Origin of the sequence: Curtobacterium poinsettiae (assembly GCF_025677645.1) — a bacterium.
Taxonomy (GTDB): domain Bacteria; phylum Actinomycetota; class Actinomycetes; order Actinomycetales; family Microbacteriaceae; genus Curtobacterium; species Curtobacterium poinsettiae_A.
Window position 1 is genome coordinate 1,322,360 of sequence record NZ_CP106879.1, and the last position, 17,415, is coordinate 1,339,774.

Sequence of the window (17,415 nt, forward strand, 5' to 3'; positions counted from 1 at the left end):
CGTGACCGGACGACGGACAGGAGGCGCGGTGCGGGCCCGCACCGCGCCTCCTGTCCGTCAGCGGGTCGCGGTCACCCGACCGGTTCGATCCGGTCGGACAGGTCGAGTGACCAGACGGCGACGCCGGTCAGGCCGAGCCGCTCCGCCAGGGCGACCCGTTCGCGCAGGGAGCGTGCGTCGGACCACCAGAGCACCTCGCCGCTCCGCAGGGTCGCGGTCCACTCGCCGACCGTCGTGTCCCACCGGGCGGTCGCGCCCGCCTTCCGGACCCGCAGTCGTGCCTGGGCGTCCGAGAGCTGGCCGGCCGGACGCGTCCCCTTCCAGTGGTAGCCGTACCCTGCGACGCCGAGCACGATCTGGTCGGCGGGGGCGAGGGTCGCGAGGGCACGGGCGGCCTTCGACGACCACGCGAGCGACCCGACGGGGCCCGGCGCGTCCGGCTCCCAGGGGCCGTGCTGGTCGTACGCCATGAGCGTCAGGTGGTCGAGCGGGGCACGGAGGGCTCGCACGTCGTAGCCGAGACGGGCGTACCCGGCGGCGGTGGTCGACGCGGACAGGGCGATGTCGAGCCGGACGTCGTCGCCGACGGCTGCCCGGAGCTCCCGGGCGAAGGCGGTGAGACCGGGCTTCTCGGCCGGGGTCAGCGCCTCGAGGTCGATCATGACCGAGTCCCAGCCGCCCGTTGCCACGTCGGCGGCGAGCGAACGGACGACCCGGGCGCGGTTCGCGGGCGAGGTGAGCAGTTTCCGCGCGATCGGCTCGCTGAAGTCCCCGTCGGCCTCGGAGTAGTTGCTCACGAGCAGCTGCGCGGTGAGGCCGTTCGCGTGGGCCCGGTTGCGCTGGGCCTTGGCGGCGCGCGACGGGGCGGTGACCTTCGTCCCCGTGCTGTTCAGCAGCAGCCCGTCGACGCCGACCACGTCCATCGCGGCAGCGTTCGCGTCCACCAGTGCCGTGTCGGCGTTCTCTGGCTGGAAGCCGGTCACGTCGAACCCGTCGGCCCGGGCGGCGGTCGGGGCCGTGCAGCCGGCGAGCGCGAGTCCTGCGGTGAGCGCGGCTGCGAGCAGTACCGTCCAGCGGGCACGGTGGTCGGGAGTCATGCGGAGGGTCCGTCCTGTCGTTCGGGGTGGTCGGGTGCCGACCACGGCGTGAGCTCGGTCGCGGCGGACCCCTTCGAGCCGTACACCGCGCAGGTACGACGCGGGAGAGGTCTGCAGCTCTCGTCGGAGCGCGCTCTGCAGGCCGCGGGTCGACAGGTGGGCAGCGGCGGCGTTGTCCGGTACCGAGATCGCTTCGCGGGCGTGGGCGTGCACGAACCGCAGCGCCTCGTGCACGGTGCGGGACAGCCGTGCTCCGTTGTGCTCGGGACCACTCGCCGTGGTCGGTACCTGGTCCATACGTGGAGCGTACGAGGCGGTCGGGCGGATCGGCCTCCGACGCCACGACGCCGCCGGTATCCGGGGTGCGCGGATGTGGATCGCACCCGTTCGGGGGCCATTGTGGACCCCGGTGAGGGCGCTTATCGTCCGAGACGTACTCACACTGTCCCCCTCCGAACAGGGTCGGAGGCCCGGGGACAGATCGGAGGATCTGATGAGTGGTTACGAGCGTGCACCGGGGGTCACCCCGGTCCACATCACCTCCTACCGGGCGCGGGCACGCGCCGCCCGACGCGGGTGGATCGTGCAGTCCGAGGACGACGTCGACCGCGAGCGGTTCACCTTCGCGGACCTCCGTGCCCGGAGTGGGTCGGGTCGATGAGCAGCGACACCGTCCCGCGGGTCGCCGTCGGCCACGCGCTCCGGACGGCCCAGCGGTGCGGCCAGACCCCCGGGGACGCCGTCCGGACGGTGCGTGCCGTGTACGGCGGTCGCGACGTCCGGTTCGCGCCCACCGACCGGTTCGCGTTCCGGCACCGGACGGTGCGCCACCACAACGTCGCGCTGCTCTCGTCGGCGGTCTCGACGGCCGCCGCCGCCTCGTTCACGCCGGACGGCACGCCGGTGCTGGCGTGGTCGACCGCGGGCTGCCTCCGGGTCGACGACGATGCGCCCACCCGGCCCGGCCTGCCGGTGCTCCTGCCGACGGACCGGCCGTTCACGCTGCTCGTGCCGGCGGGGACCGTCCAGGTGCTGCGGGTGGAAAGGGGATTCCTCGACGCCGTCGACGGCGTCGTGTTCGACCACCGCTTCGCCGGCCGACTGCGATCACGCCCGACCGAGGCCGAGGTGCCCCACCTGGTCGCCCGCATCAACGCGGTCGCGGTCAACGCGTTGCACCCCGACCGCAATCCGGGCGGTCACCTGTCGGCGCAGGTGCTGCTGGCCGAGTCCGTCCTGCGGGCCTACGGCGGGGCGGACGCCGAACCCGACGCCCGGACGCTGCCCCGGACGGTGAACACCGTGCAGCTCGCGCAGGCCTGGCTCGCGGAGCACTGCGACCGGCCGCTCCAGCTGGCGGACGTCTGCGGTGCCATCGGGGTCAGCTCCCGCACGCTCCAGGAGAACTTCGTGCAGCACGTCGGCGTGAGCCCCATGACGTACCTGCTGCAGGTCCGCCTCGACCGGGTGCGGATCGCACTGCAACTCGCCGACTGTGCGCAGACGACGGTGGCCGAGGTCGCGCACCGGTGGGGCTTCCGCCACATGGGGCGGTTCTCGAGCACGTACCACCAGCGCTTCGACGAGTACCCGAAGGAGACGCTCCGGACGAGCGCCTGACACCCGACGCCCGTCAGCGCAAGCGGTCGGCCAGGAACGCCGCCTGACGCTCCCAGTGCCGGAACCCGCCACCCTCGTGCCCGTTGTACGGGTACACGACGATCTCGCGGTCGGTGGAGCCGAGGGCGTTGAACGCGGCGAAGGTCGTGCGTGGCGGTACGACGTCGTCCATCAGCGCGACCGAGAACAGCGCGGGAGCGGTGATGCCGGCGGCGTGGTTCACCCCGTCCAGGTAGGCGGCGGTGGCCCAGACGGTGTCGGCAGCGTCGCGGTGGACGGCGAGGTACTGCGCGAGCTCCAGGTACGGCCCACCCACCGCGACGTCGGTGCCGTTCCGCCAGTCGGCCAGGAACGCCACGTCGGGCAGCACCGCCGCGACCGGTCCGACGTGCGCCTCGACCAGGGACGCCGCGGCGATCGTGATGCCGCCGCCCTGGCTGCCGCCGGTCAGGGCGATGCGCTCCGGGTCGACCCCTGGCAGCGTGCGCACCGCCTCGACGAGCCGCACGGCGTCGGTGTAGACGCGGCGGTAGTAGTGGTCGGCGGGCGAGCCGATGCCGTTCGTCATCCAGCCGCTGGCGTGCGGTGCGGAGCCGTGCGGGTCCGGGGTGTCGCCGCCGGCCCACCCGGAGCCCTGGCCGCGGGTGTCCATCACGACGTGCACGTACCCGGCGAGGGCCCAGTGCACGCGCTCGCCCGGGCGACCACGGCCGCCGCCGTAGCCGAGGAACTCGACGACGACCGGTAGTGCGCCCGGGTCGTCCGACACCGGACGGTTGACCCAGGCGCGCACCGGATCGCCGGCGAACCCGGGGAACGTCAGGTCCTCGACGACGAGACCGGTCACCGGGGTCTCGGCCGGCACGAGGGTCGTCTCGACCCCCTCGCCCGCGGTTCGGGCGGCGACGATCGTGTCCGCCCAGAAGGCGTCGAAGTCGGCGGGACGACGGACGTCCGAGCGGTGGGCGCGGAGCGCGTCGAGGGGCAGGTCGGTCAGTGGCATGGGGGTCCTCCGGGGACGATGATGCCCCCGGTGCCCTGGTGGAGGGCGCCGGGGGCGGGGAGTGTCGGATCCGGTGCGTCGGTCAGCGCGCCGCGGCGCGGTACTGCTCGAGCACCTCGGGGTGCGGGTCGGACGGCACGGTGGTCGTCGCGGTGTCCCACGTCGGCAGTGCGCCGGTGAGCGCCCACGCGGCCTGCTTCGCAGCACCCGCGGCGACGTACTCGCCGGGCTCCGGCACCAGGACGTCACGGCCGAACACCTGCGCGGCGACGGTACGGACCGCCGGGTTCCGAGCAGCGCCGCCGATGAGCAGCAGCCGCTCGACGGTCACCCCGGTGCCCTGCACCGCGGCCAGTCCGTCGGCGAGGGCGCAGAGCATCCCCTCGACGGCCGCCCGGGCCAGGTGCGCCCGGTCGGTGGTCGCCGGCGTCATGCCGAGCAGCGATGCGGTCGCGTCCGGCCGGTTGGGCGTGCGCTCGCCGACGAAGTACGGCACCAGGACGAGGCCGTCGGCCCCGGCCGGCGCCTGCAGCGCCAGCTCGCCGAGCGCGTCGTGGTCCACGCCGAGCAGGCCGCCGATCACCTCGAGCACGCGGGCCGCGTTGAGCGTGGTGACGATCGGGAGGCGCGACCCGGTCCCGTCGGCGAAGCCCGCCACGGTCCCGCTCGGGTCGCGCACCTCGGCGTCGCTGACCCCGAAGACCGTGCCGCTCGTGCCGAGGGACACCGCGACGTCGCCCGGGCCGAGACCCAGGCCGAGCGCTGCCCCCGCGTTGTCGCCGAGTCCGGCGCCGACGACGAGGCCCGACCGCGCGACCGCGCCGCCGGGCAGCTCGACGTCGGTGGACAGGGTGCCCATCGCCTCGTCGGGAGCGACCACGCGGGGCACGACCACGGCGTCGTCGTCGCCCGTCGACGCCGGACGCATCGGCCGTCCGAGCGCGAGCTCGAACAGCTCCGGGTCGTACTCGCGGCGCACCGGGTCCCAGTACCCCGTGCCGCTGGCGTCGGACGCGTCCGTCGCCAGGGCGTCGAGGTCGGGGCCGAGCGGGCTCTCGTCCGCCGGGCCGTGGCCGCGGAGCCGCCACGACAGCCAGTCGTGGGGCAGCGCCACGGCCGCGATGCGGGCGGCGTTCTCGGGCTCCGCGTCGCGGAGCCACCGCAGCTTGGTGCCGGTGAACGACGCCACGGGCACCAGCCCCGTCCGGGCGACCCAAGCCTCCCGGCCGAGCTCCTCGACCATCTGCGCGGCCGCATCCGCACTGCGGACGTCGTTCCACAGCAGCGCGTCGCGGACCACGCGGCCGTCGGCGTCGAGCGCCACCATGCCGTGCTGCTGCCCGGCGATGGCGACGGCACCGACGTCGTCGAGGCCGCCGGCGTCGGCGATGGCGGCACCGAGGGCGTCCCACCAGTGGCGAGGGTCGACCGAGGTGCCGTCCGGGTGGGACGCGCGTCCCTCACGGACGACCGCACCGGTCGCGGCGTCACGGATGGTGACCTTGCAGGACTGGGTCGACGAGTCGACCCCGGCGACCAGCTGGCGCTCGCCCGTGTTCTCAGCCCCTTCGGCGGCAGGCCGCCTCAGCGCGCGGAATGCAGCCGCTGGCGCGTCTGCGGTCAATTCCGCGCGCCCATCAGGTGCTCGATCGCGAGCTGCTGCAGGCGGACGAAGCCGAAGCCCTTGCCGCCGAAGTAGGCGTCGGCGTCGAAGTCCTCGTAGGCGGAGCGGTCGGCGAGGAACGTGTCGTACGACTCGCCGTCGTTCAGCGTCGGCGTCGACAGCTCGCCGACCTTCGAGGCCTCGAGCGCTGCCTGCACCTCGGGGTCGGCGCGGAACGCCTGCGCACGCTCCTTGAGGAGCAGGTACATGCGCATGTTGGCGGACGCGGAGTCCCAGACGCCGGTGATGTCCTCGGTGCGGCTCGGCTTGTAGTCGAAGTGGCGGGGGCCGTCGTAGGCCGGGCCGCCCTGCGGTGCGCCGTGCTCGAGCAGGTCGACGAGCGAGAACGCGTTCTGCAGGTCGCCGTGACCGAACACCAGGTCCTGGTCGTACTTGATGCCGCGCTGGCCGTTCAGGTCGATGTGGAAGAGCTTGCCCTGGTAGAGCGCCTGGGCGATGCCCGCCGTGAAGTTCAGGCCCGCCATCTGCTCGTGGCCGACCTCGGGGTTGATGCCGAACAGCTCCGGACGCTCGAGCGTCTCGGTGAAGGCGATCGCGTGGCCGAGGGTCGGCAGCAGGATGTCGCCGCGGGGCTCGTTCGGCTTCGGCTCGATGGCGAAGCGGATGCCGTAGCCCTTGTCGGTGACGTACTGGGCGAGCAGGTTGACGGCCTCGCGGTAGCGCTCGAGCGCGGCCTGCACGTCCTTCGCGCTGTCGTACTCGGAGCCCTCGCGGCCGCCCCACATCACGAACGTCGACGCGCCGAGCTCGGCGGCGAGGTCGATGTTGCGCAGGACCTTGCGGAGCGCGAACCGGCGGACCTGCCGGTCGTTCGAGGTGAAGCCGCCGTCCTTGAACACGGGGGCGGAGAACAGGTTCGTCGTGACCATCGGCACGACGATCCCGGTCGACTCGAGCGCGCCCTTGAGGCGGTCGATCTGGGTCTGGCGCTCAGCGTCGGTGGAACCGAACGCGAACAGGTCGTCGTCGTGGAAGGTCAGGCCGTAGGCCCCGAGCTCGTCGAGCTTCTCGACCGCCTCGACCACGTCGAGGGCGGGTCGGGTCGGCCCGCCGAAGGGGTCTGAGCCGTTGTAGCCGATGGTCCAGAGACCGAAGGAGAACTTGTCTGCACGGGTGGGCGTCGTTGCCATGGTGGTCACCGTTCGTCGTCGAAACAAAATGTTGCCGCGCCCAACATAAGCGGTAGTGTTGGCTGTGGCAAGCACGTGATCGCAAAGGAGCGAGCGGATGGCAAGTGAGTCGACGGTGCAGCAACGACTGCGGGTCGCGATGGTGGGGCACGGCTTCATGGGAGCCGCGCACTCGCAGGCGTGGCGGACCGCCCCCAGGTTCTTCGACCTCGGCGCCGAACCCGAGATGGCGGTGGTCGTCGGGCGTGATGCCGGACGCACCGAGGCTGCCCGTCAGCAGTACGGCTGGCAGGCGGCGTCCACCGACTGGCGTGCCGTCGTCGCCGATCCGGAGATCGACGTGGTCGACGTCGTGTCCCCGGGGTCGTCGCACGTCGAGATCGCGATCGCCGCGCTCGAGGCCGGCAAGCACGTCCTGTGCGAGAAGCCGCTCGCGAACACCGTCGCCGAGGCCGAGGCGATGACCGCCGCCGCCGACGCAGCACGTGCGCGGGGCGTCCGCGCCATGGTCGGCTTCAGCTACCGACGCGTGCCGGCCATCGCGTTCGCCCGGCAGCTCGTGCAGGACGGCCGGATCGGCACGGTCCGCCAGGTCCGCGCGCTCTACCTGCAGGACTGGCTCGCCGATGAGGACGGCCCGATGACCTGGCGGCTCGACAAGTCACTCGCCGGTTCCGGTGCGCTCGGCGACATCGGTGCGCACGCCATCGACCTCGTCGAGCACGTCACCGGCGGTTCCCTCGCCACGGTGTCCGGCACGCTCGAGACCTTCGTCACCGAGCGGCCGCTCATGGCCGAGGGCGTCGGGCTGTCCGGTACCGCCTCCGAGGAGCGCGGCCAGGTCACGGTCGACGACGCCGCGTTCTTCACCGCACGGCTGACCGGCGGCGCGGCGGACGGCGCGATCGGCACGTTCGAGGCGACGCGCTACGCGACCGGCCGGAAGAACGGCCTGACGCTCGAGATCAGCGGGTCCGAGGGGGCGATCCAGTTCGACCTCGAGGCGATGAACGAGCTCCGCCTGTACGAGTCGAACGCCCCTGCGGGGGAGCAGGGCTTCCGCCGGATCCTGGTCACCGAACCCGAGCACCCCTACATGGCCGCGTGGTGGCCGACCGGGCACCTCATCGGGTACGAGCACACCTTCAGCCACCAGGTGAAGGACTTCGTCGACGCGATCGCGTCCGGCACCGACCCGTCGCCCTCGTTCGAGGACGGCCTGCACGTGCAACGCGTGCTCGACGCCGTCGAGCGCAGCGCCGCCGACGGCAGCAGCTGGACGGTGACCTCGTGAGCGCCGCCGACGGCACACGCCAGGCCCTGGTGGTCCGCGGCGGGTGGGACGGCCACCAGCCCGTCGAGACCACCGACCTGTTCGTGCCGTTCCTGCAGGACAGCGGCTTCGCGGTCCGGGTGTCCGACTCGACGGCCGTCTACGCCGACGAGTCCGTCATGGACGAGGTCGACCTGATCGTCCAGGTCGTCACGATGTCGACCATCGCCGACGACGAGTTCGCCGGGCTGCAGCGGGCCGTTGTGAACGGCACCGGCCTGGCCGGGTGGCACGGCGGCATCGCCGACGCCTTCCGGAACACCGCCGACTACCTGCACATGATCGGCGGCCAGTTCGCGCACCACGCGGGCAAGCACCCCGACGAACGGGTCGGCGAGCAGTCGGACAACTACATCCCCTACACCGTGCACATCACCGACCTCGGGCACGAGCACCCGATCACGCAGGGCATCGAGGACTTCGACCTCGTCACCGAGCAGTACTGGGTGCTCAGCGACGAGTACAACGACGTGCTGGCGACCACGACGCAGGAGGCCCGGGACTTCGACGCCTGGAACCGGCCGGTCACCGCGCCCGCGATCTGGACCAGGCAGTGGGGCGAGGGACGGGTGTTCGTCTCGGCTCCGGGTCACCGGCTCGAGGTCGTCGAGTCGCAACCGCTCCGCACCATCATCGAACGGGGACTCCTGTGGGCAGCACGGTGAACGAGGGGGTGCTCCGCGGCGCTGCTGCCAAGCCGCTCCGCGTCGGTGTCGTCGGCGTCGGGGTCATCAGCCAGCAGTACTTCGAGCACTTCGCGGCGCTGCCCGGCCTCGAGCTCGCCGCGGTCGCCGACCTCGACGTCGCCCGTGCCCAGCAGGTCGGTGCGGCACAGGGCGTGCGCGGGACCACCGTGGACGACCTGCTCGCCGCCGACGACGTCGACGTGGTGCTCAACCTGACGATCCCGGCCGCGCACGCCGACGTCGCCACCCGCGCGATCGCCGCGGGCAAGCACGTCTACGGCGAGAAGCCACTCGCGATGTCGACCGACGAGGCCGTACCGGTGCTCGAAGCCGCCCGCGCCGCAGGCCTGCGCGTCGGCAGCGCCCCGGACACCGTCCTCGGCACCGGCATCCAGACCGCGCGGGCCGCCCTGGACGACGGCGCGATCGGCACCCCGGTCGGTGCCGCCGTCGCCTGGAGCGCACCCGGGCACGAGCTCTGGCACCCCGCCCCGGCGTTCTACTACCAGCCGGGCGGCGGACCGCTCCTCGACATGGGGCCGTACTACCTGACCAGCCTCGTCACGTTCTTCGGGCCGGTCGTCCGGGTCAGCGGCAGCGCCACCCGCTCCACCCGCGAACGGACGATCGCGACCGGGCCGAACGCCGGCACGTCGATCCCGGTCGACATCGACACGCACGTCGTGGCGATCCTCGAGCACGAGGGCGGCGTGGTCTCCACCGTCACCGTCTCGTTCGAGGTCTGGGCCACCCGCGCCCCGCTGTTCGAGGTGTACGGCACCGCCGGCACCCTGGGCGTCCCGGACCCGAACCGGTTCTCGGACACCGTCGCGATCGCCACCGCCGACGACCGCTCGTGGCGTGACCTGCCGGTCGCCGCCGGGTACGCCGACGCCGGCCGCGGCTACGGCCTCGCCGACATGGCACACGCGATCGCGACGGACCGGCCGCACCGAGCCTCCGGCGACCTCGCGTTCCACGTGCTCGAGGTCATGGAGGCGGTCTCCGCCGCCGCCCGAGAACACACGGTCGTCGACGTGCACTCACGCGTCGAGCGACCCGCCACCGTCGCCGCCGGGTCCGCACCCGGATCCTGGTGACGGAACCCGACCACCGCGAAGAAGGACGACGACGATGACGACGACGGACGCGAGCGACACGACGGAGACGACCCGGGCCTCCAGGCCGGTCACCCTGTTCACCGGACAGTGGGCCGACCTGCCCTTCGAGGAGGTCGCCCGGCTCGCCGGCGACTGGGGCTACGACGGGCTGGAGATCGCCTGCTGGGGTGACCACCTGGACGTCCGGCGCGCCGCGACGGACCCTTCGTACGTCGCCGAGCGCAGGGCGATCCTGGAACGCAACGGGCTGCAGGTCTGGACGATCGCGAACCACCTGGTCGGCCAGGCCGTGTGCGACGACCCCATCGACCAGCGGCACGAGGACATCGTCCCGCCGCACGTGTGGGGCGACGGCGACCCCGAGGGCGTGCGGCAGCGTGCGGCCGAGGAACTGCAGTGGACCGCCCGTGCCGCCGCGGCGCTCGGTGTCGACACCGTCACCGGCTTCTCCGGCTCGTCGATCTGGAAGACCGTCGCCGGGTTCCCGCCCGTGCCCCCGGGGATGATCGACGCCGGGTACCAGGACTTCCACGACCGCTGGTCACCGATCCTCGACGTCTTCGAGGAGGTCGGGGTCCGGTTCGCGCTCGAGGTGCACCCGTCCGAGATCGCCTACGACTACTGGACCGCTCGTCGGGCGTTGGACGTCTTCGCGGACCGGCCGGCGTTCGGGTTCAACTTCGACCCGTCGCACTTCGTCTGGCAGGACCTCGACCCGGCCGCGTTCCTGCTCGACTTCGCCGACCGGGTGTACCACGTGCACTGCAAGGAGTCGGTGAAGCAGCTCGACGGCCGCAACGGTCGACTGGGCTCACACCTGCCGTGGGGCGACCCCCGGCGCGGGTGGGACTTCGTCACCGCCGGCCACGGGGACGTGCCGTGGGAGCGGGTGTTCCGCGTGCTCAACCACATCGGCTACGCCGGCCCGACCAGCGTCGAGTGGGAGGACGCCGGCATGGACCGGCTCGTCGGCGGGCCCGAGGCGCTGGCGTTCGTCCGGCGGCTCGGTACCATCGCGCCGCCGGACGCCGCGTTCGACGCCGCGTTCTCGCGGTCTCGCTGACCGGGCCGTCGCGGTCGCCGAGGTCTCGCGCTGCGCGACCGTCCACGGGCCGGCCGGTGCGAGACTCGTCGCGCAGCCCGGAACCCACCCACGACCCCACCCACCAACGAGGAGGACCCATGGCACGGCAGCCCACGGCCACACCGGGCAACGCCGCGCGCGTCCTCCGGCTCGTCCACGAGGACGGCCCCGTCACCCGCGCCGAGCTCACCCGGCGCACCGGCCTGAACCGCTCGACCATCCTCGCGCTCGTCGGGGAACTCGTCGACGCCGGTCTCGTGCACGAGGAGACCCCCGCCGCGGGGACCCCCGGTGCCGGTGTCGGACGGCCGAGCGGGGTCGTCCGGGCGTCCGGCGACGTCCTCGCCGCCGCGGTCACGGTCGAGATCGACGCCGTCGGTGTCGCCCTCGTCGGCCTCGACGGCACCGTCCGCGACCGGCTGGTCGAGCCGCAGACCACCGTGCCCACCGCGGCGCAGGCGATCGACGCCGTCGCCCGGGTCCTCGCAGCACTCCTCGCCCGCACCTCACCGGCGGCCCGGGTCGTCGGGGTCGGCGTCGCCGTGCCCGGCATCGTCCGGGTCGAGGACGGCACCGTGCGCGACGCCCCGCACCTGGGATGGCGCGACGAACCCCTCGCCGCACCGCTCGCGGAACGCCTGGGTCTGCCGGTCCGGGCCGCGAACGACGCCAACCTCGGCGCCTGGGCGGAACGGCTCTACGGCAGCGCGCGCGGCGTCGACGACCTCGTGTACCTGAACGGTGGCGCGAGCGGCATCGGCGGCGGGATCGTCAGCGCCGGCCGGCCCTTCAGCGGCGCCGACGGGTACGCGGGCGAGCTCGGGCACACCTTCGTCGCGGCGAACGGGATCCGCTGCCACTGCGGTGCGGTCGGCTGCCTGGAGACCGAGGCCTCACGCTCCGCCCTCACCGCGGTGACCGGGACGCCGCCGGACGACCTCGACGCGCTCGCCGCGGCGCTCGCCGAGGGCCGGCCCGAGGTCGAGCTGGTCGTCGACCGACAGGTCACCGCACTCGCGACCGCACTGCGGAACGCCATCCACACCGTCGACCCCGAGGTCGTCGTGCTCGGCGGGTTCCTCGGTGCGCTGCTCGGGCACGTCGGTGACCGGGTCGAGACCGACGTCCGGGCGCAGACGATGGCCGCCATGACCGACCGGCTCCGCATCGTCCCGGCGGCACTCGGCCGCGACGTCCTGGTCCGTGGCGCCGCCGAGATCGGCTTCGCGGAGCTGCTGCGCGACGCCACGATGCCGTCGGCATCGGCATCGGCATCGGCGCCGGCACCGGCACCAGTGCCAGCGACCACGCCCGCGGCACCCGCAGCCGCCCCCTCCACCACCCACACGTCCGGCCGCGACGACGCGACCGAGGAAGCGAGAACCGCATGACCTCCACCCAGCGCACCAGCGTCCTGCTCGGCACCCAGGACCTCACCGTCGAGGACCGCCCCGTCCCCGCCGTCGACCCCGGCGACGTGCTCGTCCGGGTCGCCGCCGTGGGCGTCTGCGGCTCCGACGTGCACTACTACCGCCACGGCCGCATCGGCGACTTCGTCGTCGAGGAGCCCCTCGTCCTCGGGCACGAGCTCTCCGGCACGATCGAGGCCGTCGGCGAGGGCGTCGACCCGTCCCGCGTGGGGGAGCGCGTGGCCATCGAGCCGCAGCGTCCGTGCCACCGCTGCGCGCAGTGCCTGGCCGGCCGCTACAACCTCTGCCCGCACATGCGCTTCTACGCGACGCCGCCGGTCGACGGGGCCTTCACCGAGTTCGTCACCATCGAGGCCGAGTTCGCGCACGTCCTGCCCGACGCCGTCTCGTTCGAGGCCGGCGCGCTCCTCGAGCCCCTGTCCGTCGGCATCGCCGCCGTCCGCAAGGCCGGCATCGTGCCCGGTTCGTCGGTGCTCATCGCCGGCGCCGGTCCGATCGGCATCATCTGCGCCCAGGTCGCGAAGGCCTTCGGCGCCTCGCGCGTCGTCGTGAGCGACCTGGTGCCGGAGCGCCGTGCGCGGGCCCTGGAGTACGGCGCCACCGAGGTCGTCGACCCCACCGCCGTGTCCGTCGCGTCCGACATCGTCCCCGTCGACGCGTTCATCGACGCCAGCGGTGCACCCCGAGCGGTGTCGGACGGCATCAAGGCGGTCGGCCCGGCAGGTGCCGCGGTGCTGGTCGGGCTCGGCAACTCCGAGATGACGCTGCCGGTCGAGCACATCCAGAACCTCGAGGTCACGGTCACCGGGATCTTCCGGTACACGAACACGTGGCCGGTCGCCATCGAGCTGGTCGCGTCCGGGCAGGTCGACCTCGACTCGCTGGTCACCGGTCGCTTCGGGCTCGACGACGTCCGCGAGGCCCTCGAGAGCGACACCGACCCGGAGTCGCTCAAGTCCGTCGTCTACCCCGGTGGCGTCCCGGCCTGAACAGGCACGGTGCGGGTTCCGCCGGCCCGGGCCGCGTTGCGGACCTGGTGCGGCGTTGCAGCCTGGCACGGTGCGTGGAAGCGCGCACGGGGTGGCGACGGACGCACGGTGCGGACGGGAGGCGCGGGGCGAGGCCGCCCCGTGCCTCCCGTCCGGCACGTGACCCGGAACGGGGCCACCGCCGCGTCACCGGGACGCGCTACGGTTCGCGCATGACCGCTTCACCGGCCGCCGTCGTGCCGCAGCGCACCGACCGGCGCGCGCTCGTCTCCTGGGCGCTCTGGGACTGGGGGTCCGCCGCGTTCAACGCGGTCGTCACCACCTTCGTGTTCAGCACGTACCTGGCCAGCCGGGCGTTCGTGGACCCGGCGCTCGTCGGCGACACGTCCGCGGCCGGCAAGGCGATCGTGGAACGCGAGCTCGCGCACAACGCCGCCGTCGTGTCCACCGCACTGACCATCGCGGGCATCGTCGTGGCCCTGGTGGCACCGGCCATGGGGCGGCTCGCGGACTCGTCCGGACACCGCCGCAGGTCGGTCCTCATCGCCACGATCGGCGTCGCGCTGTCGATCGGTGGCATGGTCTTCGTCGCGCCGAGCCAGCCGTACCTGTTGCTCGGAGCGGCGCTGCTCGGCATCGGGACCGTCGCCTACGAGATCGCGAGCGTCGGCTACAACGCCATGATCGGGCAGATCGCCTCCGGGGAACGCACCGGCCGCGTCTCCGCCATCGGGTGGGCGGCCGGGTACTTCGGGGGGATCGTGCTGCTCGTCCTGCTGCTCGTGCTCTGCATCCAGGACTTCCGGGGCGACGGGGTCGTCGGCGGGCTCCTGCAGCTGCCGGCCACCGTCGCCACCGGCCAGTGGGACGTCCGCGTCGCGATCGGCATCGCCGCCGTCTGGCTGGCCGTCAGCTCGATCCCGCTGTTCCTCACCGTGCCTGAAGCGGTGCCCGACCGCACCCGCGGCGGCGGCGTGTTCAGTGCCTACGCGGACCTCGGCCGGGACATCGCGCGGCTGTGGCGCGAGCGGCGCAACGTCCTCGCGTTCCTGCTCGCCAGCGCGGTGTTCCGCGACGGCGTCGGGGCCGTCTTCACGTTCGGCGGGATCGTCGCCGCGCAGGTGTTCGGGTTCACGCCGTCGCAGGTGATCCTGTTCGCCATCGCCGCGAACGTCGTGGCCGGCATCGCGACGTTCGTCTCGGGACGCCTCGACGACCGGTTCGGGTCGCGTTCGCTCATCATGGTCTCGCTCGTCGGACTCGCCGTGTGCGGGGTCGGGGTCTTCGCTGCCGGCAACGAGACGCAGTGGTTCTGGGTGCTCGGGCTGACCCTCGCCGTGTTCGTCGGCCCGGTGCAGTCGTCGTCCCGCGCGTACCTGGCGCGGCTGGCGACCCCCGGCCGCGAGGGCGAGCTCTTCGGCCTCTACGCCACCACCGGCCGGGCCGCGTCGTTCCTCGCGCCGGCGCTGTTCGGCGTCGCGGTGACCGTCGGTGGGTCGACCCGGTTCGGGATCCTCGGCGTGGTGGTCGTGCTCGTCGCCGGGCTGGTGCTGATGGCGTTCGTCAAGCGGGAGCCGCAGGGCGCGCGGGCCTGATCCACGGCGTGCCGTCGGCGCGGCCTGGAGGCGCGGTGCCGGTCCGTCCACAGGCTGCGGTTCTGCGCACGGTTCCGCACAGTGCCGTGGTCGCGTCGGGCGGCCCGGGCCGCGGTGCGCCAGGATGGGTGCATGACCGACCAGCGCATCGCCGTCGTCGTCCTCGCCGCCGGGCAGGGCACGCGCATGAAGTCGTCCACGCCCAAGGTGCTGCACCGGCTCGCCGGACTGCCGCTCATCGGGCACGTCCTGCGCACGGCGTCGTCGCTCAGCCCCGAGCACGTCGCCGTCGTCGTGCGGCACGAGCGTGACCTCGTCGCGGCCGAGGCCGTCGAGCGCGCCCCCGACGCGATCATCGTCGACCAGGACGACGTCCCCGGCACCGGGCGCGCGGTCGAGGTGGCGGTCGAAGCACTGCCCGACGACTTCGACGGCGCCGTCGTGGTGCTGTCCGGCGACGTCCCGCTGCTCGACGCCGCATCGCTCCGGCTCCTCGTCGACGCCCACGTCGGCGGCGGCAACGGGGCGACCTTCGTGAGTGCGATCGCCCCGGACCCGACCGGCCTCGGACGGATCGTGCGGGACGCTTCCGGCGCCTTCGTCAGCGTCGTCGAGCACAAGGACGCGACGGCCGAACAGCTGACCATCACCGAGGCGAACGCGGGCATCTACGCGTTCGACGTGGCACGCCTCCGGGCGGCCCTTCCGTCGCTCACCACGGCGAACGCCCAGGGCGAGAAGTACATCACCGACGCGCCCGCGCTGATCAGCGAGCGGGGCGGCCGCATCGACGTGGTCACCCTGACCGATCCGTGGCTCGTCGCCGGCATCAACGACCGGGCGCAGCTCTCCGACGCCGCGCGTGAACTCAACGCCCGCATCGTCCGCCGGCACCAGCTCGCCGGCGTCACCGTGCAGGACCCGGCGACCACCTGGATCGACCTCGACGTCACCATCGAGCCCGACGCCGAGGTGCTGCCGGGCACCCAGCTCATCGGTGCCACCGCGATCGCCGCCGGCGCCGTCGTCGGGCCGGCCACCACGCTCCGCGACACCGAGGTCGGGGCCCGCGCCACCGTGAACCGCGTCGACGCCACCCTCGCCGTGATCGGGGACGGCGCCTCGGTCGGCCCGTTCGCCTACCTGCGGCCGGGCACGATCCTCGGCGACGACGGCAAGATCGGCACCTTCGTCGAGACGAAGAACGCCCGGATCGGCCGCGGCAGCAAGGTCCCGCACCTGTCCTACATCGGCGACGCCGAGGTGGGCGAGGACTCGAACATCGGCGCGAACACCATCACCGCGAACTACGACGGCGTGCACAAGCACCGCACCGAGGTCGGCTCGAACGTCCGGACAGGCTCGCACAACGTGTTCGTCGCCCCCGTTAGGATTGGTGACGGTGCGTACACCGGCGCCGGGACCACCGTCCGCAAGGACGTTCCGGCAGGATCGCTCGCGATCAGCTACGCCCCACAGCGCAACACCGACGGATGGGTCGAGGAACACCGACCCGGCACACCGGCGGCCGAGGCTGCTCGGCTCGCGAACGGCGAATAGATCCCGGCGACCACCCGTCGCCGACATCGACCCCTCGTGGGTCAGGGAGTGAGCACCGCACTTGTCCGGAATCAAGACAACCGGCCAGAAACGACTCGTCCTCGTCTCGGGGCGAGCACACCCGGCGCTCTCTGCCGAGATCGCGGAGGAGCTCGGGGTCGACCTCGTGCCGACCGATGCCCGGACCTTCGCGAACGGTGAGCTCTACGCCCGCTTCGACGAGTCGGTCCGTGGCTGCGACGCCTTCGTCATCCAGTCGCACACCGCGCCGATCAACGAGTGGCTCATGGAGCAGCTCATCATGGTCGACGCGCTGAAGCGTGCCTCGGCGAAGCGCATCACGGTCGTCGCGCCGTTCTACCCCTACGCCCGCCAGGACAAGAAGGGCCGCGGCCGCGAGCCGATCTCGGCCCGCCTCGTCGCCGACCTGTTCAAGGCCGCCGGCGCGCACCGCATCATGAGCGTCGACCTGCACGCCGCGCAGATCCAGGGCTTCTTCGACGGCCCCGTCGACCACCTGTTCGCCATGCCGGTGCTGCTCGAGCGCTTCCGCCAGATCCTCGACCCGGAGACGCTCACCGTCGTGTCGCCCGACATGGGCCGCGTCCGTGTCGCCGACATCTGGTCCGAGAAGCTCGGCGCCCCGCTCGCCATCATCCACAAGCGCCGCGACCCGCTCGTGCCGAACCAGGTCTCGGTGCACGAGATCGTCGGTGACGTCAGCGGCCGCGTGTGCCTGCTCGTCGACGACCTCATCGACACCGGCCGCACGATCGCCAAGGCTGCCGAGGCGCTCAAGAACGCCGGCGCCACGGGTGTCGTCGTCGCCGCGACCCACGCCGTCTTCTCCGACCCCGCCACCGAGCTGCTGCAGAGCGAGTTCATCGACCGCGTGGTCGTGACGGACACCCTGCCCCTGCCGATGGAGAAGCGCTGGGACCGCCTCGAGGTCCTGCCCATCGCCCCGCTCATCGCCCGTGCCATCCACGAGGTCTTCGACGACGGCTCCGTGACGTCGATGTTCGACGGCGCAGCGTAGCGGAGCCGGCGAACCATGGGCACAGCCGACGGCGCAGGACGACC

Annotated in this window: 15 protein-coding genes; 11 read left to right on the plus strand and 4 right to left on the minus strand. The window is 72.9% G+C overall.

The features are described from left to right. Positions 1-71 precede the first annotated feature (71 nt). Positions 72-1,394, minus strand: coding sequence for a glycosyl hydrolase family 18 protein (locus tag OE229_RS06560; protein WP_262137058.1), 1,323 nt, complete (start codon positions 1,392-1,394; stop codon positions 72-74). Positions 1,395-1,590: 196 nt separating this feature from the next. Here OE229_RS06560 and OE229_RS06565 point away from each other — a divergent pair, with 196 nt between their 5' ends. Both OE229_RS06565 and OE229_RS06570 read left to right on the plus strand, forming a co-directional pair. Beyond that, complete coding sequence (locus tag OE229_RS06565) at positions 1,591-1,758, plus strand: hypothetical protein (RefSeq protein WP_209133708.1); 168 nt, start codon at positions 1,591-1,593, stop codon at positions 1,756-1,758. Further along, on the plus strand, positions 1,755-2,717 hold the full coding sequence (locus tag OE229_RS06570) for a helix-turn-helix transcriptional regulator (protein ID WP_262137061.1): 963 nt from the start codon (positions 1,755-1,757) through the stop codon (positions 2,715-2,717). The genes OE229_RS06565 and OE229_RS06570 overlap by 4 nt, the downstream gene beginning before the upstream one ends. Before the next feature lie 13 nt (positions 2,718-2,730). Here the strand turns inward: OE229_RS06570 and OE229_RS06575 are convergent, their stop codons facing one another. From OE229_RS06575 to xylA, 3 genes are all read right to left on the minus strand, one after another. Continuing rightward, the gene (locus OE229_RS06575) at positions 2,731-3,720 is read right to left on the minus strand and encodes an acetylxylan esterase (protein WP_209133704.1); all 990 of its coding nucleotides are present in this window, start codon (positions 3,718-3,720) and stop codon (positions 2,731-2,733) included. Between the two features lie 82 nt (positions 3,721-3,802). Then, positions 3,803-5,260, minus strand: coding sequence for a xylulokinase (gene xylB, locus OE229_RS06580; protein WP_262140100.1), 1,458 nt, complete (start codon positions 5,258-5,260; stop codon positions 3,803-3,805). 80 nt (positions 5,261-5,340) lie between these two features. Next, entirely contained in the window at positions 5,341-6,534 is a 1,194-nt protein-coding gene (gene xylA, locus OE229_RS06585) for a xylose isomerase (protein WP_262137063.1), read from the minus strand. A 97-nt stretch (positions 6,535-6,631) separates the two neighbouring features. Between xylA and OE229_RS06590 the strand changes: the two genes are divergently transcribed. The 9 genes from OE229_RS06590 (at position 6,632) to OE229_RS06630 (ending at position 17,371) form a co-directional block, all read left to right on the plus strand. After that, positions 6,632-7,828 carry a Gfo/Idh/MocA family protein gene (locus OE229_RS06590; RefSeq protein WP_262137065.1) on the plus strand — a complete coding sequence of 399 codons (1,197 nt, stop codon included), beginning with the start codon at positions 6,632-6,634 and terminating at the stop codon, positions 7,826-7,828. Continuing rightward, positions 7,825-8,532: a ThuA domain-containing protein gene (locus tag OE229_RS06595; RefSeq protein ID WP_262137067.1), complete on the plus strand. Its 708-nt coding sequence runs from the start codon at positions 7,825-7,827 to the stop codon at positions 8,530-8,532. The genes OE229_RS06590 and OE229_RS06595 overlap by 4 nt, the downstream gene beginning before the upstream one ends. Further along, positions 8,517-9,653, plus strand: a complete 1,137-nt coding sequence (locus tag OE229_RS06600; RefSeq protein ID WP_262137069.1) for a Gfo/Idh/MocA family protein — start codon at positions 8,517-8,519, stop codon at positions 9,651-9,653. The genes OE229_RS06595 and OE229_RS06600 overlap by 16 nt, the downstream gene beginning before the upstream one ends. Before the next feature lie 34 nt (positions 9,654-9,687). Then, a complete protein-coding gene (locus tag OE229_RS06605; RefSeq protein WP_262137070.1) occupies positions 9,688-10,737 on the plus strand; it encodes a sugar phosphate isomerase/epimerase family protein in 1,050 nt (349 codons plus the stop codon). Between the two features lie 119 nt (positions 10,738-10,856). Continuing rightward, positions 10,857-12,149: an ROK family transcriptional regulator gene (locus OE229_RS06610; RefSeq protein ID WP_262137072.1), complete on the plus strand. Its 1,293-nt coding sequence runs from the start codon at positions 10,857-10,859 to the stop codon at positions 12,147-12,149. Further along, on the plus strand, positions 12,146-13,177 hold the full coding sequence (locus OE229_RS06615) for an NAD(P)-dependent alcohol dehydrogenase (RefSeq protein ID WP_262137074.1): 1,032 nt from the start codon (positions 12,146-12,148) through the stop codon (positions 13,175-13,177). Before OE229_RS06610 ends, OE229_RS06615 begins: the two co-directional genes overlap by 4 nt. 212 nt (positions 13,178-13,389) lie before the next feature. Continuing rightward, the gene (locus OE229_RS06620) at positions 13,390-14,772 is read left to right on the plus strand and encodes an MFS transporter (protein ID WP_262137075.1); all 1,383 of its coding nucleotides are present in this window, start codon (positions 13,390-13,392) and stop codon (positions 14,770-14,772) included. Between the two features lie 132 nt (positions 14,773-14,904). Then, entirely contained in the window at positions 14,905-16,332 is a 1,428-nt protein-coding gene (gene glmU, locus OE229_RS06625) for a bifunctional UDP-N-acetylglucosamine diphosphorylase/glucosamine-1-phosphate N-acetyltransferase GlmU (RefSeq protein ID WP_262137076.1), read from the plus strand. Positions 16,333-16,393: 61 nt separating this feature from the next. After that, positions 16,394-17,371 (plus strand): ribose-phosphate diphosphokinase, encoded by a 978-nt coding sequence (locus OE229_RS06630; RefSeq protein ID WP_182066255.1) that lies wholly within the window; start codon positions 16,394-16,396, stop codon positions 17,369-17,371. The last annotated feature ends 44 nt before the right edge of the window (positions 17,372-17,415 follow it).

Coding starts and splice junctions, on each gene's coding strand:
- OE229_RS06590 (WP_262137065.1), top strand. CDS start 6,632: ATGGCAAGTGAGTCGACGGTGCAGCAACGACTGCGGGTCGCGATGGTG.
- xylA (WP_262137063.1), bottom strand. CDS start 6,534: ATGGCAACGACGCCCACCCGTGCAGACAAGTTCTCCTTCGGTCTCTGG.
- OE229_RS06610 (WP_262137072.1), top strand. CDS start 10,857: ATGGCACGGCAGCCCACGGCCACACCGGGCAACGCCGCGCGCGTCCTC.
- OE229_RS06605 (WP_262137070.1), top strand. CDS start 9,688: ATGACGACGACGGACGCGAGCGACACGACGGAGACGACCCGGGCCTCC.
- OE229_RS06615 (WP_262137074.1), top strand. CDS start 12,146: ATGACCTCCACCCAGCGCACCAGCGTCCTGCTCGGCACCCAGGACCTC.
- OE229_RS06560 (WP_262137058.1), bottom strand. CDS start 1,394: ATGGACCAGGTACCGACCACGGCGAGTGGTCCCGAGCACAACGGAGCA.
- OE229_RS06575 (WP_209133704.1), bottom strand. CDS start 3,720: ATGCCACTGACCGACCTGCCCCTCGACGCGCTCCGCGCCCACCGCTCG.
- glmU (WP_262137076.1), top strand. CDS start 14,905: ATGACCGACCAGCGCATCGCCGTCGTCGTCCTCGCCGCCGGGCAGGGC.
- OE229_RS06565 (WP_209133708.1), top strand. CDS start 1,591: ATGAGTGGTTACGAGCGTGCACCGGGGGTCACCCCGGTCCACATCACC.
- OE229_RS06620 (WP_262137075.1), top strand. CDS start 13,390: ATGACCGCTTCACCGGCCGCCGTCGTGCCGCAGCGCACCGACCGGCGC.
- OE229_RS06570 (WP_262137061.1), top strand. CDS start 1,755: ATGAGCAGCGACACCGTCCCGCGGGTCGCCGTCGGCCACGCGCTCCGG.